General features: G+C 73.6%; 19 protein-coding genes and 3 tRNA genes. 12 read left to right on the top strand and 10 right to left on the bottom strand.

Annotation, left to right across the window (positions count from 1 at the left end; genetic code table 11):
• Positions 1 to 85 precede the first annotated feature (85 nt).
• The 5 genes from E4198_RS13665 to purS all read right to left on the bottom strand — a co-directional run bounded on the left by E4198_RS13665 (position 86) and on the right by purS (position 5,694).
• Positions 86 to 883 (bottom strand): maleylpyruvate isomerase family mycothiol-dependent enzyme, encoded by a 798-nt coding sequence (locus tag E4198_RS13665; protein WP_136183396.1) that lies wholly within the window; start codon positions 881 to 883, stop codon positions 86 to 88.
• Positions 884 to 994: 111 nt separating this feature from the next.
• On the bottom strand, positions 995 to 2,257 hold the full coding sequence (locus E4198_RS13660; RefSeq protein WP_136183395.1) for a hypothetical protein: 1,263 nt from the start codon (positions 2,255 to 2,257) through the stop codon (positions 995 to 997).
• A gap of 75 nt (positions 2,258 to 2,332) precedes the next feature.
• Positions 2,333 to 4,582, bottom strand: a complete 2,250-nt coding sequence (gene purL / locus E4198_RS13655) for a phosphoribosylformylglycinamidine synthase subunit PurL (RefSeq protein ID WP_136183394.1) — start codon at positions 4,580 to 4,582, stop codon at positions 2,333 to 2,335.
• A gap of 174 nt (positions 4,583 to 4,756) precedes the next feature.
• Positions 4,757 to 5,434: a phosphoribosylformylglycinamidine synthase subunit PurQ gene (purQ, locus tag E4198_RS13650; RefSeq protein ID WP_136183393.1), complete on the bottom strand. Its 678-nt coding sequence runs from the start codon at positions 5,432 to 5,434 to the stop codon at positions 4,757 to 4,759.
• Entirely contained in the window at positions 5,431 to 5,694 is a 264-nt protein-coding gene (gene purS / locus E4198_RS13645; protein WP_027764195.1) for a phosphoribosylformylglycinamidine synthase subunit PurS, read from the bottom strand. The genes purQ and purS overlap by 4 nt, the downstream gene beginning before the upstream one ends.
• A gap of 355 nt (positions 5,695 to 6,049) precedes the next feature.
• Between purS and E4198_RS13640 the strand changes: the two genes are divergently transcribed.
• From E4198_RS13640 to E4198_RS13590, 11 genes are all read left to right on the top strand, one after another.
• Positions 6,050 to 6,367: an Lsr2 family protein gene (locus E4198_RS13640; RefSeq protein ID WP_136183392.1), complete on the top strand. Its 318-nt coding sequence runs from the start codon at positions 6,050 to 6,052 to the stop codon at positions 6,365 to 6,367.
• A gap of 142 nt (positions 6,368 to 6,509) precedes the next feature.
• A tRNA-Gly gene (locus tag E4198_RS13635) sits at positions 6,510 to 6,581 on the top strand.
• 94 nt (positions 6,582 to 6,675) lie between these two features.
• Positions 6,676 to 6,748: transfer RNA gene (locus E4198_RS13630), tRNA-Gly, on the top strand.
• Between the two features lie 346 nt (positions 6,749 to 7,094).
• A complete protein-coding gene (locus E4198_RS13625) occupies positions 7,095 to 8,606 on the top strand; it encodes a histidine kinase (protein WP_136185367.1) in 1,512 nt (503 codons plus the stop codon).
• Positions 8,603 to 9,247: a response regulator transcription factor gene (locus E4198_RS13620; protein ID WP_247597671.1), complete on the top strand. Its 645-nt coding sequence runs from the start codon at positions 8,603 to 8,605 to the stop codon at positions 9,245 to 9,247. The genes E4198_RS13625 and E4198_RS13620 overlap by 4 nt, the downstream gene beginning before the upstream one ends.
• Positions 9,248 to 9,365: 118 nt before the next feature.
• A tRNA-Gly gene (locus E4198_RS13615) sits at positions 9,366 to 9,438 on the top strand.
• Between the two features lie 164 nt (positions 9,439 to 9,602).
• Positions 9,603 to 10,859 (top strand): phosphoribosylamine--glycine ligase, encoded by a 1,257-nt coding sequence (gene purD, locus E4198_RS13610; protein WP_136183391.1) that lies wholly within the window; start codon positions 9,603 to 9,605, stop codon positions 10,857 to 10,859.
• 633 nt (positions 10,860 to 11,492) lie between these two features.
• Positions 11,493 to 13,202: a hypothetical protein gene (locus tag E4198_RS13605; RefSeq protein WP_247597670.1), complete on the top strand. Its 1,710-nt coding sequence runs from the start codon at positions 11,493 to 11,495 to the stop codon at positions 13,200 to 13,202.
• Positions 13,203 to 13,344: 142 nt separating this feature from the next.
• The gene (locus E4198_RS13600) at positions 13,345 to 14,850 is read left to right on the top strand and encodes a N,N-dimethylformamidase beta subunit family domain-containing protein (RefSeq protein ID WP_136183389.1); all 1,506 of its coding nucleotides are present in this window, start codon (positions 13,345 to 13,347) and stop codon (positions 14,848 to 14,850) included.
• A 182-nt stretch (positions 14,851 to 15,032) separates the two neighbouring features.
• Positions 15,033 to 15,947 (top strand): phosphoribosylaminoimidazolesuccinocarboxamide synthase, encoded by a 915-nt coding sequence (locus E4198_RS13595; RefSeq protein ID WP_136183388.1) that lies wholly within the window; start codon positions 15,033 to 15,035, stop codon positions 15,945 to 15,947.
• 136 nt (positions 15,948 to 16,083) lie between these two features.
• The gene (locus E4198_RS13590; RefSeq protein WP_136183387.1) at positions 16,084 to 16,842 is read left to right on the top strand and encodes an SLATT domain-containing protein; all 759 of its coding nucleotides are present in this window, start codon (positions 16,084 to 16,086) and stop codon (positions 16,840 to 16,842) included.
• Positions 16,843 to 16,963: 121 nt separating this feature from the next.
• Here E4198_RS13590 and E4198_RS13585 read toward each other — a convergent pair whose 3' ends face one another.
• From E4198_RS13585 to E4198_RS13565, 5 genes are all read right to left on the bottom strand, one after another.
• Positions 16,964 to 17,365 (bottom strand): hypothetical protein, encoded by a 402-nt coding sequence (locus E4198_RS13585; RefSeq protein WP_136183386.1) that lies wholly within the window; start codon positions 17,363 to 17,365, stop codon positions 16,964 to 16,966.
• A gap of 127 nt (positions 17,366 to 17,492) precedes the next feature.
• The gene (locus E4198_RS13580; protein WP_136183385.1) at positions 17,493 to 19,082 is read right to left on the bottom strand and encodes an alpha/beta hydrolase; all 1,590 of its coding nucleotides are present in this window, start codon (positions 19,080 to 19,082) and stop codon (positions 17,493 to 17,495) included.
• Between the two features lie 148 nt (positions 19,083 to 19,230).
• Positions 19,231 to 19,881 (bottom strand): hypothetical protein, encoded by a 651-nt coding sequence (locus tag E4198_RS13575; RefSeq protein WP_136183384.1) that lies wholly within the window; start codon positions 19,879 to 19,881, stop codon positions 19,231 to 19,233.
• A gap of 114 nt (positions 19,882 to 19,995) precedes the next feature.
• Complete coding sequence (locus E4198_RS13570; RefSeq protein ID WP_136183383.1) at positions 19,996 to 20,652, bottom strand: GntR family transcriptional regulator; 657 nt, start codon at positions 20,650 to 20,652, stop codon at positions 19,996 to 19,998.
• Positions 20,649 to 22,043, bottom strand: a complete 1,395-nt coding sequence (locus tag E4198_RS13565; protein WP_136183382.1) for an aspartate aminotransferase family protein — start codon at positions 22,041 to 22,043, stop codon at positions 20,649 to 20,651. The genes E4198_RS13570 and E4198_RS13565 overlap by 4 nt, the downstream gene beginning before the upstream one ends.
• 311 nt (positions 22,044 to 22,354) lie before the next feature.
• On the opposite strand from E4198_RS13565, the gene E4198_RS25430 reads away from it, so the two are divergent.
• Positions 22,355 to 22,690 carry a hypothetical protein gene (locus E4198_RS25430; RefSeq protein WP_136185366.1) on the top strand — a complete coding sequence of 112 codons (336 nt, stop codon included), beginning with the start codon at positions 22,355 to 22,357 and terminating at the stop codon, positions 22,688 to 22,690.
• Positions 22,691 to 22,732: the final 42 nt, after the last annotated feature.

Here is a 22,732-nt window from a genome sequence, read left to right as displayed (position 1 = left end):
CGGGGGAGCGGGCCGAATCCGGCGGGTGTGGGTCCGCCCACACCCGGGCGCGCGCGGTCCCGTCCGGCCCGGGTCCCGTCCGAAGCTAGCCGAGCACCGGAAGGTGGGGCGAGAGGTCGGCGCGCTCGCCGCTCGCCTGCACCACGCGGCGGGCCCGCGCCGCCTCCCACGTGGTGCGGCCGGTCGCCAGCCGCAGGAACGTCAGCGGATCGGTCTCCACCACGTTGGACGGCGTGCCCCGGGTGTGCCGGGGGCCCTCCACGCACTGCGTCACCGCGAACGGCGGCACCCGTACCTCCACCGCCCGGCCCGGCGCCTTCGCGGCGAGCGCGTCCGCCAGCAGACGGACCGTCGCGGCCAGGGCGTGCCGGTCCAGCGGCACCCGGTGGCCGGTCGCGCGAACCAGGTCGTCGGTGTGCACCACCAGCTCGACGAGGCGGGTCACCGTGAAGTCCAGCGCGCGCATCGCGCCGAACCCGTGCGGGAGGAGCAGGTCCGGGCGCACGGCGGACTCCAGCACGGGTTCGAGCTGCTCGACAGCTTCGTCGACGCGGGCGGCGGCGTCCCGCGACGCGGCGGCGGCGGCGCGGGTCGCCTCGTCCAGGTCCTTCGCCCGGGTGGCGGTGGACAGCGCCCAGGTGGACAGGTCCACCTGGGGCGCGGCGACATCCGGTTCCGGTTCCGCGAGGAGGCGCGGGAGCGCGTCGATCTCCCCGGCGATGTGCACGACCAGGTGGTGCACGTCCCAGCCGGGGAGCCCGGAGGGCTGCGCGTACTGCTCCGTGGTGAGGGCGTGCGCGGCGGCGGCGACGGACTCGACCTGGGCTGTGAGGGCCTTGCGGACGCGGAGGGGGTCGTAGCTGCGGAGCTTCGGGGGCGCCATGCGATCGAGCTTACGCGGCGCGCTGCCCTCTTCGCGGCGGGTCACGGAGCCCCGGCCTCCGGCCGTGCCCCTCCCCGGTAGTGGGTGCCGGACGAGGGGAAGTCGGGGGCCTCAGGGACGGGTGAACGTGTCGGGGGCCGGGAAACGGACCTGCTCGCAGCCACGGCGCTCGGCCACGGAGTCCACGTAGGCGCGGAAGACCGCGCCGTAGTGCCGTTGCGCGGCCAGGGTGTAAGGCCAGCTGAGCGTCAGCGTGTGCATCGCGGGCTCGCCGTCGCACACCGACGTGGCCCACCAGATGTGGCCACGGGTGTGCCCGGCCGTTCCGGGTTCCGGGCGGACGACCCCGTCGGCCGAGTTGTCGAGCTCCACGTGCCGTGCCGGCTCGCCGAAGAAGCTCTCGGTGCGCGCCCAGAGGACGTCGTCCACCTCCACCGAGCCGTAGAAGCTCTCCAGGTCCGGATCGTCGCTGTGCCGGGAGACGGCCTCGCGCGCGGCCTCCGGGCTGAGGCGCAACAGGCACTCCTCGTTCCAGACCTCCCCCGCGATACGGCTCTCGTACGCCTGGTCGGGGAGCCAGTCCCGGCCCTGGCCCGGGAGGTCCGCGCGGGCGAACCATGCGCACGTGCCCTCGGCCCGCCCGGCGGCCACCGGTTCCAGCCGCACGCCGGGCACGTGCTCCGGCGGTTCGGGCAGCCGTTCCCGGCAGCCGAGCCTCTCAGCGAGGTTGTTCGCCGTGTCGACGGCGATCCGCACGAGCGTGTCGCGGTCGCCCTGGGGCATCTGGCGGAGCTGCTCGCGGGCGTCGGACGAGGAGTGGTTCCGCAGGACGGCCTTCGCAGTGATCGTCTCGACGCCTTCGCCCCGACCACTGCCGCCGGTGCAGGCGAGCCGGACGTAGGCGTCGTGCTCACCGATCGTGCCGTCGATGCCGTCGCCCACTGGCTGGCGGGCGTAGGCGTCCTCTCCGATTCCCGAGAACGAGCCGGCGGCGTCGACCTCCCAGATCTGCTCCGCCGACGGGCCGACCGGCTCTACCGTCACCTCGGCGGTGAAGAAGAGCAGGTGATCCGCCTCCGACCCGGCCGAATCGGCCGACTCGCCGCTGAACACGTCGCAGCCCTGGGGAAAGCCCTCGGCAAGGTCGATGCGCGCTTCCTCGTGCCGACCGCCGGCAATGTCCCCGCCGGAGAGCGACAGGTCGAGCACCTCGTCGGCGGGGACGAGGCCGGCACAGGCCTCGTCGATCGTGTGGCGGCGGTCCCAGAAGTCCCACAGCGCCCACAGGCTGAGCAGGATCGCGCCCACGGCGACCCAGACGGTTCCGGTGCGCAGGCGCTCGGACCATCGGGTGGGGTAACAGTTGTCTGCCACCTCGGCAACGTACAACGAGGGCCCGGAACACCGGAGTTCGGGTGTCCCGGGCCCTCGCCCGCACGCCGGTGGCGGTCAGCCGAAGAGCTCCGGGAGGGTGCGCTCGTGCCGCGCCCGCAACTCGTCCAGGGGGAGGATGAACCGGCCCTGGACGTCGATCGCGTCGCCGTCGACGACGCCGATCCGCGCGACGGGCAGACCACGCGCGCCGCACATGTCGTTGAAGCGGACCTCCTCGCTGCGCGGGACGGCGACGATCGCGCGGCCCTGCGACTCGGAGAAGAGGAGGACGAACGGGTCGATCCCGTCCGGCACGACGATCCGGGCGCCGCGCCCGCCCTCAAGGCAGGACTCGGCGAGTGCCTGGACCAGTCCGCCGTCGGACAGGTCGTGGGCGGCGTCGATCATGCCGTCCCGGCTCGCGGAGACCAGGATCTCGCCGAGCAGCCGCTCACGCTCCAGGTCGAGAGCCGGCGGCCGGCCGCCGAGGTGGCCGTGCGCGACCTGCGACCACGCCGAGCCGCCGAACTCGTCCTTCGTCTCGCCGAGGAGGTAGATCAGGTGGCCCTCGTCGGCGAACGCCATCGGCGTACGCCGAGCGACGTCGTCGATGACGCCGAGCACCCCGACCACCGGAGTCGGGTGGATGGCGGCGTCGCCGGTCTGGTTGTAGAGGGAGACGTTCCCACCGGTCACCGGGGTGCCGAGCACCTGGCAGGCGTCGGCGAGCCCGCGGCACGCCTCCGCGAACTGCCACATGGCGGCCGGGTCCTCCGGCGAGCCGAAGTTGAGGCAGTCGGTGACCGCGAGTGGGGTGGCACCGGTGGCGGCGACGTTGCGGTACGACTCCGCGAGCGCGAGCTGCGCACCCGCATACGGGTCGAGCTTGGCGTACCGGCCGTTGCCGTCCGTCGCCACGGCGACGCCGAGGCCCGACTCCGCGTCGATGCGGATCATGCCGCCGTCCTCGGGCTGTGCCAGGACAGTGTCGCCGAGCACGTACCGGTCGTACTGGTCGGTGACCCAGGACTTCGACGCCTGGTTCGGCGAGCCGACCAGGTCGAGAGCAGCCTGCCGCAGCGCGTCACCGCCCTCGGGGCGGGCGAGCCGTGCCGGGTCGTCGGCCTGGAGGGCGTCCTGCCAGTCGGGGCGTGCGTACGGGCGCTCGTACACCGGCCCCTCGTGGGCGACGGTACGCGGCGGCACGTCGACGATCTGCTCGCCGTGCCAGTAGATCTCCAGCCGCTCGCCGTCGGTGACCTCGCCGATGACGGTGGCGGTCACGTCCCACTTCTCGCAGATCTCCAGGAAGCGCTCGACCTTCGCCGGTTCGGCGACGGCGCACATGCGCTCCTGGGACTCGCTCATCAGGATCTCCTCGGGGGAGAGGGAGGAGTCGCGCAGCGGCACGTCGTCGAGGGTGACGCGCATGCCGCCGGAGCCGTTGGACGCCAGCTCGCTGGTGGCGCAGGACAGACCGGCCGCGCCGAGGTCCTGGATGCCGGTGACCAGGCCCTCGCGGAACAGCTCCAGGGTGCATTCGATGAGCAGCTTCTCCTGGAACGGGTCGCCGACCTGGACGGCGGGACGCTTCGACGGCTTCTCGTCGTCAAAGGTCTCGGAGGCGAGCAGCGAGGCGCCGCCGATGCCGTCGCCGCCGGTGCGAGCGCCGTAGAGGATGACCTTGTTGCCCGCACCGGCGGCCTTCGCGAGGTGGATGTCCTCGTGCTTCATCACGCCCACGCACAACGCGTTGACCAGCGGGTTGCCCTGATAGCAGGCGTCGAAGACGACTTCGCCGCCGATGTTGGGCAGCCCGAGGCAGTTGCCGTAGCTCCCGATGCCGGAGACGACACCGGGCAGCACGCGCTGGGTGTCGGGGTGGTCGGGGGCACCCATGCGCAGCGGGTCCATGACCGCGACCGGGCGCGCGCCCATGGCGATGATGTCCCGCACGATGCCGCCGATACCGGTGGCCGCGCCCTGGTGGGGCTCCACGTACGACGGGTGGTTGTGCGACTCGATCTTGAACGTGACGGCGTAGCCCTGGCCGACGTCGACCACGCCCGCCTGCTCGCCGATGCCGACGAGCAGCGCGTCGGTCCGGGGCGCCTTGTCGCCGAACTGCCGCAGGTGCACCTTGCTCGACTTGTAGGAGCAGTGCTCGGACCACATCACCGAATACATGGCGAGTTCGGCGCCGGTCGGGCGGCGGCCCAGGATCTCGCGGACGCGCGCGTACTCGTCCTGCTTCAGGCCCAGTTCGGCCCACGGCAGTTCCGTCTCGGGCGTCTCTTCGGCGTGCTTGACGGTGTCGAGGGTCACGCTCGGTCGCTCCTTCGCGCGGGGTGGTACAGGCATCGCGGCTCCGGGCGCTCAGTTGCTCCCTCGGCTGTTCCGGTGTCGAGGGTCACGCTCGGTCGCTCCTTCGCGCGGGGTGGTACAGGCATCGCGGCCCGGGGCGCTCAGTTGCCCCCTCGGCTGTTCCGGTGTCCAAAGTCATGCGGTGACCAGCTTCTTCAGAACCGAGGTGAAGAATCCGAGCCCGTCGGTGGTGGGGCCGGTCAGCTCCTCGACGGCGTGCTCGGGGTGCGGCATGAGGCCGACCACGTTCCCGGCCTCGTTGGTGATTCCGGCGATGTCGCGGCGGGAGCCGTTCGGGTTCCAGCCGGTGTAGCGGAAGACGACGCGGCCCTCGGCCTCCAGGGCGTCGAGGGTGCGCTCGTCGGCGGTGAACTGGCCGTCCTGGTTCTTCAGCGGGACGGTGATCTCCTGCCCCTGCGTGAAGTCGGAGGTCCAGGCGGTGTCCGCGTTCTCGACCCGCAGCCGCTGGTCGCGGCAGACGAAGTGGAGGTGGTCGTTGCGCAGCATGGCGCCGGGCAGGAGGTGGGCCTCGGTGAGGACCTGGAAGCCGTTGCAGATGCCGAGGACGGGCATGCCGGCCCTGGCCTGCTCGATGAGGGTCTCCATCACCGGGGAGAAGCGGGAGATGGCTCCGGCCCGCAGGTAGTCCCCGTAGGAGAAGCCGCCGGGCAGCACGACGGCGTCGACCTGGTGCAGGTCCTTGTCGCGGTGCCAGAGGGCGACGGGTTCGGCGCCGGCGAGGCGGACCGCGCGTTGCGCGTCGCGGTCGTCCAGGGAGCCGGGGAAGGTGACGACACCGATGCGCGTCGTCATACGGCGGCCTCTTCCCGCTCCTCGACGCGGACGGTGAAGTCCTCGATCACGGTGTTGGCAAGGAACGTTTCGGCCATTTCCCGCACACGGGCGAGGGCCGCGTCGTCGACGGGACCCTCCAGTTCGAGCTCGAAGCGCTTGCCCTGGCGGACATCGGCGATGCCCTCGAATCCGAGACGGGGCAGTGCGCGCTGGACCGCCTGCCCCTGCGGGTCGAGGATCTCCGGCTTCATCATGACGTCGACTACGACGCGGGCCACAGGTACTCCCGGTGATGTGGGGTGCTGCCGGTTCGCCACCGCGCAGCAGCTTGCTGCTTCGGTACGCCAGCGTACCCGGCTCGAAAATCTACGCGAGTAGATATCGGTCACGTTCGAGCATCACCAAGACGGAACACTGGGAAATCGAGGCCGAAAAAAGTATGGTCCACATTGCGGCATGACACGCGAGGCGTGAATAGCGACGCTTCGCAAACAATGCCGATCCCTGTAGAAAAGAAAAGACACCGATCTCCGAGCAGCCGGACCGCACGACATTCCCGCATGTCAGCCCACGGATGGAGGGCCGGGCATGCACAAGCGGTCGCGGCCACCCTTAGCGGAAGGACCGATATCCGTGGCGCAGCGCGTACTGGTCACACTCTCCGACGACATGGACGGCGGAGAAGCGTCGGAAACGGTCGCCTTCGGCCTCGACGGGAAGTCCTACGAGATCGACCTCAACGACGCCAACGCCGAGAAACTCCGCGGCACCCTCGCCCCCTACGTGGAGGCCGGCCGCAAGCGGGCGAAGTCGGGCAGGACCTACCACCGCACCTCCATCGCCCCCGACCCGCGCGCGGTGCGCGCCTGGGCGGAGTCGAACGGCTTCGACGTGCCTCCCCGCGGACGCATCCCGAAGAAGGTGTACGAGGCGTTCAACGCCTCCCGCTGACCGGCCCGTCGGGGAGGCCGGCCACCGGCTCCGCGCCGGTCGTCCGACCTCCCCGCCGTCAACTTGCCAGCACCCCGGGGTGATCCGCTACAGTCGGGCACACGCCGCGAGGACAGCCCGCAAGGGAAACCTCACGGAGCGTGCGGGTGTAGCTCAGTAGTAGAGCGCCCTCTTTCCAAGAGGGAGGCGCAGCGTGCAATCCCTGTCACCCGCTCCGATCGTCGCTGAAGCCCCGACCCGTGCCGTCAGGCCGCCGGGATCGGGTACAGTGACCATCGCGCCATTCGGTGCAAGCCGGATGGATGCCTGCGGACGTAGCTCAGTTGGTAGAGCGCAACCTTGCCAAGGTTGAGGTCGCGAGTTCGAGCCTCGTCGTCCGCTCAGAAGGAAAAGGCCCCGCTTGCGGGGCCTTTTCGCATTTCCGGCTCCGTCCCCGCCGCGCACCCGTCACGCCCCGGGGCCGTATGACGGATGTCATTCGGGCCGGTGACAGCCCGCACTGCCCGCGGCGCACCGGTGGCGGAAGAGTGAGGGCGGGGAGGCGATCGAGGCCCACGCGCGCACGCGGCACTCGGCCCGCTCCCCGGCGCGCGCCTCGGGACGGTCACCTCGCCGGCCCGCGGGCACCGCGTCCGTCACCGGCACGACGGAGGGGTCGTGCCGGTGACGCCGGTACCCCTCATGCTGGTGGCGTTCATCCCGGGACGAGGACGAGGGAAGCGTGGAGATGATCGGCTGGCTACGGAACAGACGCGCCGTCTGGCACGGGCGCAGCCGGCACGCCCAGGTCGAGGCGTCCACCCGCTGGTCGCTGTTCGCGCTCCCCTGGATCATGCTGCTGGCCGGTCTGTCCCAGGTTCCCGCGAAGGCCGCCGACACCTCTGCGGCGGCCGCGGCGGCATGGGCGGTCCTCGCCGTCCACGCCGTGCTGTGCGCCGCCGCCTCCGTGGTGGTGGGCCGAGCGCTCCGCGCCTACCTGGGGGAACGTCCGCCTCCGTGGCTCGGCGTCGCCGTACTCGGTGTACTGGCCGCCCTCGCCGCCGGACTCACCGCATGGCTCCTGGTGGCCGACCGCCAGGGAGGTGAAGCGGCCGAGGGCATGGTCCTGATGGTCAGCGTCGGCGCCTTCCTTATGCCGTACGCACTGCTGATGCCCGTACGCGTCACGGCCTGGACGCTGGCCGGGGTGGTCGCCACGCTGACCGGCGTCTTCGCCGCCGTCGGCGTCGAGGGTGGCGAACTGGGGGCGCTCGCCGCCGTCGCCGCGGTCGGCGGCCTCGCGATGGGCGTGAGCACCCGCTCGTCCGCCTGGTACATCGCCGTGATGCGCGAACTGGACGACGCCCGCGAGACGCAGGCCCGGCTGGCCGTCGCCGAGGAACGCCTGCGCTTCGGCCGCGACTTGCACGACGTCCTGGGCCGCAACCTGTCCGTCATCGCGCTCAAGAGCGAGCTCGCCGGGCAACTGGCGCGCCGGAACGACCGCGGCCCGGAGGCGGCGCTGGACCAGATGGTCGAGGTGCAGCGGATCGCCCGCGACTCCCAGCGCGAGGTGCGCGACGTGGTCCGCGGCTACCGGGAGGCCGATCTCACCACGGAACTCGCCGGTGCACGCGGCGTGCTGCGGGCGGCGGGCATTGGCTGCCGGGTCACCTCCCGGGACGACGACGACCACCTGCCGCCGCCGGTCCGCGCGGCACTGGGCTGGGTGGTGCGCGAGGGCGCCACGAACGTGCTGCGGCACGCGGACGCCTCGCGCTGCGACGTCACGGTGCGGGTCGAACGCGGGGCGGCGGTGCTCGTCATGGAGAACGACGGGGCGCGGGAGCCCGGCGGACGGCCCCGGCCCGGGTCGCCGCCCCCGGGCGAGCAGACCGGCGGCGCCGGCCTCGCGGGCCTGCGGGAGCGGCTGACGGCCCTGCACGGCGTACTCACCGCCGAGCGGCCGTCTCCCGGCACGTTCCGTCTCACGGTGGATATCCCGCTGTCCGCGGCCGCGCCGGGCCGCCCGGGCGCCCGGCCGCAGGACGCCACGGCGCCGCCCCGCGGCGCGGACGCAGCCGCACACGCCCCGCCCGCCCCGGCCCCGGAGGAACGGGCCCGGCCGGACGGAGACCGCAACGGCAGGGCCCCGGACGGACCGCGTGAGCCGGCCGGCGACCCCGTCGGCGGGGACGAAGCAGACATGGCAGGAGTCCGGGACGGCGGACTTGGAGCCCAGGAGAAGGGACGAGGGTGAACGGACACGAACCTCACCGGGAGCAGCCCGCACAGCGCATCCGCGTCCTGCTCGCCGACGACGAACACCTCATCCGCGGCGCCCTCGCCGCACTGCTCGCCCTCGAGGACGACCTCTCCGTCGTCGCCGAGGCCGCCTCCGGCCCGGAGGCACTGGCCATGGCGCGGGCCCACTCCCCTGACGTCGCCGTCCTGGACCTCCAGATGCCCGGCGCCGACGGAGTCGCCGTCGCCGCTTCGCTGCGCACCGACGCACCCGGCTGCGGCACCATGATCGTCACGGGCCACGGGCGTCCCGGCCACCTCAAACGGGCGCTGGAGGCGGGCGTGCGCGGCTTCGTGCCCAAGACGGTCTCCGCGCAGCGGCTCGCGGAGATCATCCGCACTGTGCACGCGGGCAGCCGCTACATCGACCCCGAACTCGCCGCCGACGCCATCAGCTCCGGCGACTCCCCGCTCACCGCACGAGAGGCGGAACTCCTCGAACTCGCCGCGGACGGCGCCCCGGTCGCCGAGATCGCCGCACGCGCCCGCCTCGCACAGGGCACCGTGCGCAACTACCTCTCCGCCGCGACCGCGAAGCTCGGCGCGGAGAACCGGCACGCGGCCGTACGCGCAGCGCGCGAACGCGGCTGGCTCTGAGGGAGCACCGCGCCCCCGCCACCCGGGGCGTGAACGTGCTCACGCCGCAGCGGTGGCACGAGCCCCTCTGCAGCATGGCTATACTGGGCCACGCACCGCACGGGAACGGCGGTGCGATGCGGACGTAGCTCAGTTGGTAGAGCGCAACCTTGCCAAGGTTGAGGTCGCGAGTTCGAGCCTCGTCGTCCGCTCAGAGTACGAAGGGCCCCGTCGCCGGGGCCCTTCGTCGTTCCCGGATCGCTGCCGGGTCGTCCCGGGTCGCCGGCGCCGGTCAGGTCGCGGACGGTCCCGCGCGGGACGTGGTCGCCGGGCCCGACGTCGTACCGCGACGGCGCGGACGGCTACGCTGCCTCACGTGAAGGTCCTCGTCATCGGCAGCGGCGCCCGCGAGCACGCCCTGTGCCGCTCCCTCTCCCTCGATCCCGACGTCACCGCAGTGCACTGCGCGCCCGGCAACGCCGGCATCGCGGACGTGGCGGCGCTGCACACCGTCGACGCGCAGGACGGCGCCGCCGTCGCCGCGCTGGCCTCCGAGGTCGGCGCGGGCCTGGTGGTCGTCGGCCCCGAGGCACCGCTGGTCGCGGGAGTCGCCGACGCGGTGCGCGCCGCGGGCGTCCCCGTCTTCGGCCCCTCGGCCGAAGCGGCGCGGCTGGAGGGCTCGAAGGCCTTCGCCAAGGACGTCATGGCCGCCGCGGGTGTGCCCACCGCCCGCAGCTACGTGTGCGCCACCCCGGAGGAGGCCGACGCGGCACTCGACGCCTTCGGCGCGCCCTACGTCGTCAAGGACGACGGCCTGGCCGCCGGCAAGGGCGTGGTGGTGACCGACGACCTGGACCTCGCGCGGGAGCACGCCCGGGCCTGCGGGCGGGTCGTGATCGAGGAGTTCCTCGACGGCCCCGAGGTGTCGCTCTTCGCCGTCACCGACGGGGAACACGTCGTGCCGCTGCAGCCCGCACAGGACTTCAAGCGCGCCTACGACGGTGACGCCGGCCCCAACACCGGCGGCATGGGCGCCTATTCGCCGCTGCCGTGGGCCGACCCGAAACTGGTCGAGGAGATCGAGCACACGGTGCTCCGCCCGACCGTCGACGAACTCCGCCGCCGCGGCACGCCGTTCTCCGGCCTGCTGTACGCCGGGCTGGCCATCACCTCGCGTGGCGTGCGGGTCATCGAGTTCAACGCCCGCTTCGGCGACCCCGAGACGCAGGCGGTGCTGGCGCGCCTCAGGACCCCGCTGGGCGGGCTGCTGCACGCGGCCGCCACCGGGCGGCTCGCCGAGCTGCCGCCGCTGCGCTGGGACGACGCTGCGGCGGTGACCGTCGTGGTCGCCGCCGAGAACTACCCCGCGGCGCCGCGCACGGGTGACCCGATCGAGGGGCTCGACGCGGTGCGGGACGAGGACGGGCCGGACGCGTACGTGCTCCACGCGGGGACGCGCCGCAGCCCGGACGGGCGCGTGGTGAGCGCCGGCGGTCGGGTGCTGTCCGTGACGGCGACCGGGGAGGACCTGGCGGCAGCACGCGAGCGGGCGTACGCGGCGGTCGGGCGCATCCAGCTGGCAGGCTCCCACCACCGCACGGACATCGCTGCCGCGGCTGCCGGCGCCCCCTGACCCCGCCGGAGCCCGGCCCCTCACCCGCCGGGGAAGCAGGTGGGGACGGGCGCTGGAACGTCGGCGTCCGGCGGTGGAGAGCACGCAGCCGGGAGGAGCGACGCACGCGCACCGCTCCGCGGGGACGGCGGCACCGCACCCGGCGGAGACCGGTCGGGCCACACCGCCGCCACTCCGGCCTCAACGTCCCGCGAACCATCGGCGGCCGCCTGCCGTACCTGCCGCCCGTCGCCGGCCGACCCTCGTGGCACTTGAGCCAGAAGGGACGAATGGGGCGCCCGCATCAGGAGCCCGGGCGCAACACCGTTGGGCAAAGCCATTCCATCGAGTGACGGCCCGGCCGAGCGGCTGACGCTCGCGCGGCCCCCAACTAGGGTTCCCGGCAAGCCGCGTACGGCCGCGCGGGGCGGTCCTCGACTGGCCCACCGCGCATTGCGTCGTCGGTGCGTGGTGCCACAGTGGGGGCATACGACAGGCTCCGTCCGCCACGTCGTCGTTCGTCGCGTCACGTCATGAATGTCCTCCTACGTCTTCGGGGGTGAGCGGTCAGTGCCGGCTCCGCACTCGGCGCATTCGGCGCGCACGGCGCCCACGGCGCCCCATGCGCCGTCCGCGAGGGATCACGCCCTCGCGGTGCTCCGCATCCGCGGCACCGCGCTGGCGGCGGCCCTGCTGCCGGGGGGTGCTGCGGTGATCCTGCACGTCGCCGCGAGCACGGGCCTGGCCGGCCCGGGCTGGGCGCCGGCCACCTGGGCCGTGACGGCCGCCGCCGTGCTGGCGCTGGCCGTCGCGGGCGGGGTCGCCGCCGTGATCGCCCGCGCCCGGCCGGCAACCAGTCCGACCGTGCCGGTGACCCGCGCGCAGGCCCCGGACCTGTATGTGCTGGTGCGCGAACTCGCCGACCGGCTCGACGTGCCCGTGCCGTCGGCCCTCGCACTCACCCCGGACTGCGACAGCTGGCTGGAGGACCGTACGCACCCGGCGCAGGAGCGGAGGATGCCGGGCAGCGCGCCGGTGCGGTGGCTGCGCCGGCGCCGTTCTCAGGCGCCGCCGGTACTCGTGATCGGCTCGCCGTTCCTGTGGTGGATGCGGGTGGCGGAGCTGCGCGCCCTGCTGGCCCCCGTCGTCGCGGGCACCGGCCCGTCCGCGCATCCGGACATAGCCGCCGCGCGCCGCTGCGTGCGCGGCCTGGACGCGGCGGTCGCCGTCGCGGACCGCGCCCGCGCCGGCCACCGGCGCGACGCCGGTCCGGGGCCGCGTCCGGCGTGGCGGGCGGTGTTGCGGCTCACCGGGCTGGTCGCCCGGGTGCTGCTGCGCGCCTGCGGGCCGCACGCCGCGGAGATGGAGCGCGGGGTGGCCGCCGCCGCCGCGGACCGCGCACAGCACGTGGACCGTGCGCTGCGCACCACCGCGCAGGAGCAGGTCGGCCTGGCCTACGCGGGCTGGGACCGGCTGCTGACCCGGGTGGCGCTGCCCGCCTGGCGCACCGGCCGCTGGCCTTCCCGGCTCGACGCCGGTGTGGTGGCGGCCCTCACCGAGCTGTCCCGCCGGGACCGCCTCGCGGATGGCTTCGCCTCGCGCCTGGGCGAGCGTCCGGCGTGCGATCTGCTGGAGGAGCCGGGTGCGGTCGACGCCTCGGTCTCACTGCTGGCCGCGCGGCTCTTCCACGGCGAGCCTCGCGGGGAGGGCTCCGGCTGGGCGCCCGTGGACTGGACGAACTACCCGGAGGAGGTCGTCGACCGGATCTGGCGGGGCGAGGCGGCCCGCCTGTTCGCCGCCCTCGACGCCACGGAGCCGAACGGCCGGGCGGGAGCCGCCGAGCACACGCCGCCCGCGGACGCGGACGCGGCGGCACGGGCACCGTCCGGCGCCGGGGGTGCGGCGGCACCGACCGTCTCGTACGCGGAGGCGGCGGTGGGCCGGATATTGGAGCGCCTCGCGGCCGGCGGCACGGACGCCGTCGCGGCCCGGATCAGCGCCGACGTCGCGCGGGCCGAGGCCGCGCAGGACGCCTGTCCGACGGCCCCCGGACTGGACGAGCCGGTGCTGCCGGGAGCCGGGCAGCCCTCACCGATGGGACTGCCCCTGCGGCCGCAGCGCTCCGGGCGGGAGCTGATGGCCGAGCACGTGACGGCGGCGGTGTGCTGCGCCGCCGTGGACACCGCGGACGCGGCACCGGGCCTCGACTGGCTGGACGGGCCCGCCCTGCTCATCGACGGCGAGCGGGCGACCGACCTGGCGGGACCTGTGCTGGACCTGGTCGAGGACGGCGACCCCGGCCCGCTGCGCGACTGGCTGACGGCCCGCGGCATCCGCGCCGACAAGCCGGTCCGTCTGGTGTAGGCGCTGCCCCGGGGCGGCGGTGCCCGTCCCCGCGGCAGGGCCCCTCGCGAGAAATCGCGACGAACGGTGACCGAATACTCGCTCCATGTGATGTGCTGGCCCAGTGAACCGGGGACGACCCGTCCGGGAGGGGTGCGAAAGCGTGAGGACCGAGCAGATCAGGCGTTGGGAGTCGGGGGCGCTCGCGCACGCGGTGAGCGATCCGTTCGCCCAGGGCCCGCTGCCCTGGCTGCGCGGCAGCGAGAACTACTTCGACGACGGGCAGGTCGTCCCCTGGTACGTGGACGTCGACCAGTCCGGCATTCTCCCCGTGCAGCGCGAGCGGCAGGCGGCCCGCGGACGGCGCGCGCATCACGGCGGTCCGCGTACGGCCGACGACGTGCACTGCCAGATCAAGGGCTTCGCGTCGTCCGGCGGCGGCGTCGCTCCGGGCGAGTCGATCGACTTCCGGGTCACGGTCAGCCCGCCGCAGCCGTTCTCCGTGGACGTCTACCGGATCGGGCACTACGGCGGGGAGGGCGCGACCAAGATCACCACCAGCCCCCGACTGTCCGGCATCGTGCAGCCCGAGCCGCTGGTCGCGGACCGCACGGCGTCCTGCCACCACTGGTGGCTGTCCTGGCGGCTGCAGATCCCGGACTACTGGTCGACGGGCGCCCACGTCGCCGTGCTGACCACCGCGGACGGCCACCGCTCGCACATCCCATTCACCGTGCGGGACCGCGACCCCGCGGACCTCCTGCTGCTGATGCCGGACGTCACCTGGCAGGCGTACAACCTCTTCCCCGAGGACGGCCGCACCGGCGCGAGCCTCTACCACGCGTGGGACGAGGATGGCCGGCTGCTGGGCGAGGAGGACGCGGCGGTCACGGTGTCGTTCGCCCGGCCGTACGCGGGGGCGGGTCTGCCGCTGCACGTGGGGCACGCCTACGACTTCATCCGCTGGGCGGAGCGCTACGGCTACGACCTGGCCTACGCGGACACGCGCGACCTGCACTCCGGCCGGATCGACCCGACCCGGTACCGCGGCCTGGTCTTCCCCGGCCACGACGAGTACTGGTCGGTGCCGATGCGGCGCGCCGCGGAACGGGCCCGGGACACGGGCACGTCCCTGGTGTTCCTGTCCGCCAACACCATGTACTGGCGGGTCGAGTTGCAGGCGCTGCCGGGTGACGCCGAGAACCGCCTGCTGACCTGCCGCAAGCGGCAGGGCGGCGGCCGTGCGCTGTTGTGGCGCGAACAGGGCGAACCGGAGCAGCAGCTGCTGGGCGTGCAGTACGCGGGGCAGGTGCCGCAGCCGCACCCACTGGTGGTGCGGAACACCGGCCACTGGCTGTGGCGGGCCACGGGCGTCGCCGAGGGCGACGAGCTGCCGGGTCTGGTGGCGGGCGAGGCCGACCGCTACTTCCCGCGCACGCCGCTGCCCGAGCACACCGAGCGCATCCTGCTGGCGCACTCCCCCTACCAGGACGCCTCCGGCGCCCGGCGCCACCAGGAGACCTCGCTGTACCGGGCGCCGAGCGGCGCCCTCGTCTTCGCCTCCGGGACGTTCGCCTGGTCGCCGGCACTGGACCGGCCCGGCCACGTCGACCAGCGGGTCCAGCGCGCGACGGCCAACCTGCTCGACCGGATCTGCCGACGCTGCTGACGCCGCCCGCGCGCTCCTCGTCGGCCCACACGGCCCCCGCCCTCCCCCATCTCACCCGGGCGGCGGGCACGACCCCGGGCGGGCCGGGACGGGCCGCGTACAGGACAATCGGACCAGCACCGCCGGAGCCGGGCGGCCGAGGCCCGGGCGTTTCCCGGCAGCACGCGAGCACAGGAGAGACCGTGTCCGGATTCGTCCACAAGCCCGAACCCGTGCAGGTGCCCGGGCTGGTGCACCTGCACACCGGCAAGGTGCGCGACCTGTACCAGAACGAGGCGGGCGACCTGGTGATGGTCGCCAGCGACCGGATCTCGGCGTACGACTGGGTCCTGCCGACCCCGATCCCGGACAAGGGCCGCATCCTCACGCAGCTCTCCCTGTGGTGGTTCGAGAACCTCACCGACCTGGTGCCGCACCACGTGCTGTCCTCCGACCTGCCGGACGGCGCGCCCGCCGACTGGGAGGGGCGCACCCTGGTGTGCCGCTCGCTGCGCATGGTGCCCGTGGAGTGCGTGGCACGCGGCTACCTGGCCGGCTCGGGCCTTCTGGAGTACGAGAAGACGCGCACGGTCTGCGGACTGGCGCTGCCGGAGGGCCTTCAGGACGCCTCCGAACTGCCCGCCGCGATCTTCACGCCTGCGACCAAGGCCGAGGTCGGCGAGCACGACGAGAACGTCAGCTACGAGGAGGTCGCCCGCCGCGTCGGCGTGGAGACCGCGGCGCAGCTGCGGCAGACCACTCTGGCCGTCTACGCGCGCGCCCGCGACATCGCGCGGGAGCGAGGCATCGTGCTCGCGGACACGAAGTTCGAGTTCGGCTTCGCGGAGGGCCCGGACGGCGAGCAGGAGCTCGTCCTCGCAGACGAGGCACTGACCCCCGACTCCTCGCGCTTCTGGCCCGCCGACACCTGGCAGCCGGGTCGCCCGCAGCCGTCGTTCGACAAGCAGTACGTGCGGGACTGGTTGTCCGGGCCCGAGTCGGGCTGGGACCGGCACGGCGAGCAGCCGCCCCCGGAGCTCCCGGCGGAGGTCGTCGCGCGGACCCGCGCCAAGTACGCGGAGGCGTTCCGGCTCCTCACTGGTCACCCTTTCGAGTGATGCGTGCGGGGGGTCTCCGGTCTCTCAACTGCCCACTTCGGGACGGGAAGACGCCGAAAGCCCCCGCGGATCCCTCTTCCGGCGGTATGAAGGGGGTGGAAGTGGCCGGTGTGGGGGCTGTCGTAGGGAGTGGCGGGTGAGTCAGCCGGAAAAGCGGCCAGAGGGCGCTTCGCGCAACGGGAAGCCGCGACGCGGCGGCCGGGGGGACCTGCTGAGCCGCGCGTTCCCGCTGGGCGACTGGGGCGAGCCGGCGGAGCGTCTGGAGGAGCTCTACCAGTGGGTGGAACAAGGCGCTCTCGACATGGTCGAGTGGTACCTGTCCGACCGCCGCTGGAAGCGCCGCGTCGCGCGCACGCTCCGCGCGGGCACCGCCGCCGGAGTGGGTGCGGGCGCCGTCCTGCCGCTGCTCCAGCTCACCGGGGCGTTCGACGCGCCGTTGACGGCGTGGGGCTTCGTCGCGCTGCTGGGGGCCGCGGTGTGCGCGGGCTGCGACCGCTGGTTCGGCCTCACCTCGGGATGGATGCGTGACGTCGCGACGGCGCAGGCGGTGCAACGGCGCCTGGAGGCGCTGCAGTACGACTGGGCGTCGGAGTCCATCCGTGAGGTGCTCGGGCCCACCGAGGGCACCGCGGCGGAGGCGGCCGAACGCTGCCTGTCCGTGCTGCGGGGCTTCACCGAGGACGTCACGGAGCTGGTGCGGGCCGAGACGGCGGACTGGATGGTCGAGTTCCGCGCGACGACGACGCCGCTGCGGGTACAGACGAAGGGTGTCGCCGGGGTGTTCGGCGGGGCCGCCGCCCCCCGTGCGGACGGCCCGGCGGGCCCTGCGGGCGGACGCCTGCCGCATCCGAGTCTTCGCCCCAACATGCCCCGCCAGCGTCCCCCGGACCGCTGACCGCCCGCTGCGGGCGACAGCCGAGGACGGCGACCTGACGGAAGACGACGCCCCGTGCGGGCGCGGAGGAGGCGGCTCCTCCGCGCCCGCACGGCGTCCGAGGGACCCCGCCCGGTGGGCGTCAGGGCTGGCAGGGCTCTGTGCCGGAGGGCATGCCGTACATCGGGTTGAAGGAGCCGAACGTGCGGACCTGGCCCGCCGAGACGCGCAGGCAGGGGTACGGGACGCCCGGGTAGCGCTCGCCGCGGAGGCGCCGGTACACCGTCGAGTCCCCGCAGTTGTAGGAGCTGATCTCGGCCCTCCGCCACGGAGGCGTGCCGGTGTACTCCTGGTTGTCGCCGCACCGGTAGTCGGCCGCCGCGGCGCCCGCGCCCGCCCCGGGCACGGCGGCCGTCGCCGTCGTACCGGTCAGGATCGACGCCCCCGCCAGCGCCGCCGTCAGCAGGGCGACGGCAGCTCTGCGCCGGTTTCGGCTGTTCCCCGTGTGGGTCCCCTCGCAATGCCGAACGGGTGACCGTGCCACGCCATGCGGGACGCGACGAGGGTGACACCCCACGGCCCGGCACACGGACGCGGCCCGGCACACGGACGGGGCCCGCTCGCCGGATGGCGGACGGGCCCCGTCGTCTGCGGTGCTCCGGCTCAGCCGGTCAGGGGCGTGCCCCCAGCAGCCGGTGCAGTTCCGCGCCGTCGGCGCGGTCCGCGGACGGCGCGCTCCGCTCGCCCTTCTGCGCGGAGGCGGCGTGGGCGGGCTCCGGCTCCGGGAGGGTGTCGCAGGTCGCGTCCACCCCGCGGCGCGCGTCCGGCAGCGTGCCGTCGGCCAGGTATTCCGTCAGGTACCGGTCCAGGCAGGCGTTGCCGCCGAGCGTGATGCCGTGATTGCCGCCGTCCTCCTCGACCACGAGGCGGGAGTCGTCGAGCAGCCTGTGCATCTTCACGCCGCCGGCGTACGGGGTGGCCGCGTCGTCGGTGGCCTGGAAGAGCAGCACCGGCGGGATGTCGTCGTTGCGGACGTCCGTGGCCTCCGGCTGCCGGGTGGGCCAGAACGCGCACGGCGCGTTGTACCAGGTGTTGGACCAGGTCAGGAACGGCGCCTTCCGGTACGTCTCGCGGGCGTCCTCGTACCAGGTGCCCCAGTCGCGCGGCCACTTCGCGTCTCGGCACTCGACGGCCGTGTAGACGCTGTAGCCGTTCGTCCCGGTGACCTTGCCGTAGTCGTCGTACAGGTCGAGCAGCGCCTGCTCGTCGCCCTCGTGGACGTAGGCGGCGAACGCCTCGGCCATGGCGGGCCAGTAGCCGTTGTAGTAGCCGCCGGGCAGGAAGGACTCCTCCAGCTCGGCCGGTCCGACGACGCCCTTCGCCGGCTCGTCCCGCATGGCGGTGCGCATGTCGTACCAGCGGGCCTCGACCTTCTCCGCGTCGGTGCCGAGTCCGTACGTCGCGTCGTGCTCGGCGATCCAGGCCGTGAACGCCGTGAAGCGCTCGTCGAAGGCGTAGTTCTGGCTGATGTTGGCCTCGTACCAGACCTTCGTCGGGTCGACGATGCTGTCGAGGACCATCCGGCGCACCCGCTCCGGGAAGAGCTCGGCGTACACGGAGCCCAGGTAGGTGCCGTACGAGTACCCGAAGAAGTTGATCTGCTCGGCGCCCAGCGCGGCGCGGATGGCGTCCATGTCGCGCGCGGTGTTGCGGGTGTTGATGTGCTTCAGTACGCCCTCGTGGCGGATGCCGCAGTCGACGGCGAAGGACGCGGCGCGCGAGATGTTCTCCGCGAAGGTGCGGAAGTCGTGCGGCACGGAGTCCGGCCGGGTGGCGTCGAAGTAGCCGGGCTTGCACTCCAGCGCGGGTTCGCTCTTGCCGACGCCGCGCGGGTCGAAGCCGATGACGTCGTACTGCGCGGCCACGTCGGCGGGCAGCGAACGGGCGACGTAGCCGGCGAGGCCGAGGCCGCTGCCTCCGGGGCCGCCCGGGTTGACCAGCAGCGGTCCCTGCCTCTCCTCGGCGGTGGCCGGGATGCGGTTGACGGCGATCTGGATCTGCCGACCCTCAGGACGGGCGTGGTCCAGCGGCACGTCGATCGCCGCGCACTGCATGGTCGGGTTGTTCGCGGTACCGCAGTCCGTCCAGTCCACGGACGACGCCGCGGCGGGTGATCCCGCGGCGGCTGTCGCCGGCACTGCCGAGACCAGGCCCGATGCCATCGCCGCCAAGGCGACGGCCACCGATGCGGTTCGTCTCACTTGCCCTCCTGACACGTGCACAGACGCCGGCGCAGGCCGCGCCGACCCGCAGATGGTGCCGCGCCGGGAGGGCCCGCGGCTAGGTCCTGTCCGGGATGTCCGGCAAGAACACCCGGCCGTCCGGTAGCCGGACGGCGCGGACGGAGCGTCAGCTGAAAATGATCATCGAGCCCTGGGCGAGGCTGCGCGTCGCGGCCTGGTGCAGCCCGAGCCACACGTGCTGCTCCCGGGCGAACGGGCCCTCGCCGTACGCGGGCGCCACGGCGGGCTCCTCCAGCTCGGTCGGCCGGGTGGGCGCCTCGGGCGGCGGCGGCGGGTTGTGCGGGTCGATGCCCACGAAGGGGGCGACCGCCTCCAGTTCGCGCAGCAGCCCCTGGCTGGAGCCCAGCGGGCCTCCGCCCTCGAGGAGTTCGTCCGTGGCGAGCGGGGCCGGGAAGTCCACCGGCACGTACGCGCCCGCGTGGTCGTAGTGCCAGACCAAGTGGGACTGCTGGGCGGTCTGCTCGAACATCTCCAGCAGCTGCTCGTAGTCGCCGCCGAGGGCGTCCACCGGGGTGACCTCCAGGTTGCACAGCTGGAGGAGATGCGCGCGGCGCAGCAGGTGCAGTGCGTCGTAGTCGAAGCCGGCGACGGGGGCGACATCGCCGGACAGCCCCGGTACGTACCCGTACACGGGGACGGACGGCAGGCCGGACGCGGCGAGCGCCCGGTCGTAGGTCGCGATCTCCTCCGCGAAGGGATTGTCGGGGCTGTGGCACAGCACGTCGACGAGGGGGACGAGCCACAGGTCACAGGCCAAGGGATTCGCTCCGCGGGTTGGGGGCGGCCGACGGCCTCAGGGTAGACCGGGGGGCGCCGGTGCGGGAGATCCCCTCGGCAGGAACAGCGTCCGCCCGCCGTGGAGACGGCCCGGTCAGGGGCCGTCGACCAGCGTCAGCGCGTGCGCGTCGTACTCGGTGAGGAGACGTTGTGCCCCGTCCAGGTCCAGCTCCTCCACCGCGTCCAGCAGCGTGCAGTGCCCCGTCCACAGGCGGCCGGCCAGCTTCTCCTCGCGGCGCAGCACCGGCACCGCGAAGGCCCAGCACTGCACGCGGACGCGGTCCAGGAAGTCGCGCACGTACGGGTTGTGCACCACACCGCCCAACTCGCGCCAGTAGCGCAGGTCGTAGCCGATGAGGATGTCCAGGTCTCCGAGGAGCGCGGCGCGTTCGGCGGCGACGGCGCGCCGTCGCACCGACTGCAGCGCGTCCCGGTCGGGCAGCTCGACGGTGCCGCCGCGCTGCCGTATCCAGCGGAAGACGCCCTCCATGACCAGCGAGCGGGCGTCGATCATGGCGCGGAAGTCCGCCGGGGAGAACTCGTGCACGCGGAAACCGCGGTGCTGCTCCATGTCGAGCAGACCCTGCGCGGCGAGGTCGACCAGCGCCTCCCGTACCGGGGTCGCGGAGACGCCGTACTGGTCGGCGATCTCCTTGACGGTGAAGTCCCTCCCGGTCGGCAGCCGGCCGGCGAGGATCTCGTCCCGGAGTGCGGTGGCGACCTGCGCCCGCAGGGTGCTGCGCCGTATCACCGCACGCGCCCCGCATCGGTGGTGTGGGCGTCGGCGGCGGACAGGGCCTCGTCCAGCACGGCCAGCCCTTCCTTGGCCTCCGACTCGGTGACGGTGCACGGCGGCACCACATGGGTGCGGTTCATGTTGACGAAGGGCCACAGGCCGCGCGTCTTGCATGCGGCCGCGAAGTCGTTCATCGGCTTCGCCGCGTCGCCGGACGCGTTGTAGGGCACCAGCGGTTCGCGGGTCTCCCGGTCGCGGACCAGGTCCAGCGCCCAGAAGACCCCGGTGCCGCGCACCTCGCCGACCGACGGGTGGCGTGCGGCGATCTCCCGCAGGCCGGGTCCGAGGACGTCCTCGCCGATACGCGCGGCGTTCTCCACGATGCCCTCCTCGGCCATCGCGTTGAGCGTCGCGACCGCGGAGGCGCAGGCGAGGGGGTGACCGGAGTAGGTGAGGCCGCCGGGGTAGGGGCGGTCGTCGAACGTGGCGGCCACCGCCTGGGAGATGGCCACGCCGCCCAGTGGCACGTAGCCGGAGTTGACCCCCTTGGCGAAGGTCAGCAGGTCGGGCACGACGTCGTACAGGTCGGCCGCGAACCAGGTGCCGGTGCGGCCGAAGCCGGCCATCACCTCGTCCAGCACGAGCAGGATGCCGTGCCGGTCGCAGATCTCGCGGACGCCCGCCAGGTAGCCCTCGGGCGGCATCAGCACGCCGGCGGTGCCGACGATGGTCTCCAGCACCACCGCGGCGAGGGTGTGCGGGCCCTCGAAGAGGATCGTCTGCTCCAGGTGCTCCAGCGCACGGGCGCACTCCTCGGCCTCGGTGGTGGCGTGGAAGTGCGAGCGGTAGAGGTGCGGGCCGAAGAAGCGGACGACGCCGGCGGTGCCGGTGTCGGAGGCCCAGCGGCGCGGTTCGCCGGTGAGGTTGATGGCGGCTGCCGTGGCGCCGTGGTACGAGCGGTAGGCGGCCATCACCTTGGGTCGCCCGGTGTGCACCCGGGCCATGCGCACGGCGTTCTCGATCGCCTCGGCGCCGCCGTTGGTGAAGAAGATCCGGTCCAGGTCGCCGGGGGTGCGTGCGGCGATGAGCCGGGCCGCCTCCGAGCGGACGTCGACGGCGAAGCCGGGTGCCAGGGTGCACAGCCGGCCGGCCTGCTCCTGGATGGCGGCGACGACCTTGGGGTGCTGGTGGCCGATGTTGGTGTTGACCAGCTGGGAGGAGAAGTCGAGGTAGCGGTTCCCGTCGTAGTCCCAGAAGTACGCACCTTCGGCACCGGCGACCGCGAGCGGGTCGATGCGCCCCTGGGCGGACCAGGAGTGGAAGACGTGGGCACGGTCGGCCGCCTTGACGGCGCCCTTGTCCCCGGGGACGGCGAAGGCCGCGGGCGTGGAGTCCTGACTGGTCATGCGTATCTCACCTCTCGGTCGGCCCCCACAGGGTAAGGACCGCTCCCGGCACGCGTCGCGGGTGCGCGACGGAATGTGGGGTTCCCCATCGACCTGGCGCCGGGAGGTTGCTCACACCGGGCACCCGCGAGGACACGGTGCGTACCATCGTGGCGAGGTGGCGGCGTCGTCGTTCGTCACGCGGGTTGGGCCGAGTGGCGTAGCACGTCGACCGGCTGGCCGCCGAGGGTCCGGCCGCCGGCCCGGCGGACTCGACGGGCGCAGCGGGCACGGGGCCGGCCGGCACCAGGGAAGCGGCGGCGACGCCGGACCTGCTGAGCGGCACGGCACTGACCGCGTTCCGCATCGACGGGCAGTTCCTCTCCGTCGCCGAGGAGCTGGCCGACCGCGGCCTCGCCGAGTACCGCCCCAACCCGGCACACCGCAGGGCCAAGCTGCTCGCGCCCACCGCCGACGGGCTCGCCGCCGTACGCCGCATCGCCCCGCAGCACGCCGACTTCGCCCACCGGCTCTCCGAACAACAGCGCGGCCAGGCGGAGTTCGCGCGGGCGCTGGACGCGCTGCGGCGCCTCACCGGGGCGCTGGACGCCCTGGAGTCCGCGCCGGACACGCCGCAACCGGTCAGGGGCGCCCGGCACGGCCGGTAACGGTAACGACTCGGGTCTCCGGCCGGCCCGCCTCGGACCGGG

This window comes from Streptomyces sp. RKND-216, from assembly GCF_004795255.1.
GTDB lineage: Bacteria > Actinomycetota > Actinomycetes > Streptomycetales > Streptomycetaceae > Streptomyces > Streptomyces hazeniae.
The sequence above is the reverse complement of the archived record's forward strand: the minus strand, read 5'-3'. Positions and strand labels throughout refer to the sequence as shown.

Excerpts from the sequence above, each read along its gene's own strand:
- E4198_RS13665 (WP_136183396.1), bottom strand. The coding sequence starts at position 883 with ATGGCGCCCCCGAAGCTCCGCAGCTACGACCCCCTCCGCGTCCGCAAG.
- purQ (WP_136183393.1), bottom strand. The coding sequence starts at position 5,434 with ATGACGACGCGCATCGGTGTCGTCACCTTCCCCGGCTCCCTGGACGAC.
- E4198_RS13625 (WP_136185367.1), top strand. The coding sequence starts at position 7,095 with ATGATCGGCTGGCTACGGAACAGACGCGCCGTCTGGCACGGGCGCAGC.
- E4198_RS13565 (WP_136183382.1), bottom strand. The coding sequence starts at position 22,043 with ATGACCAGTCAGGACTCCACGCCCGCGGCCTTCGCCGTCCCCGGGGAC.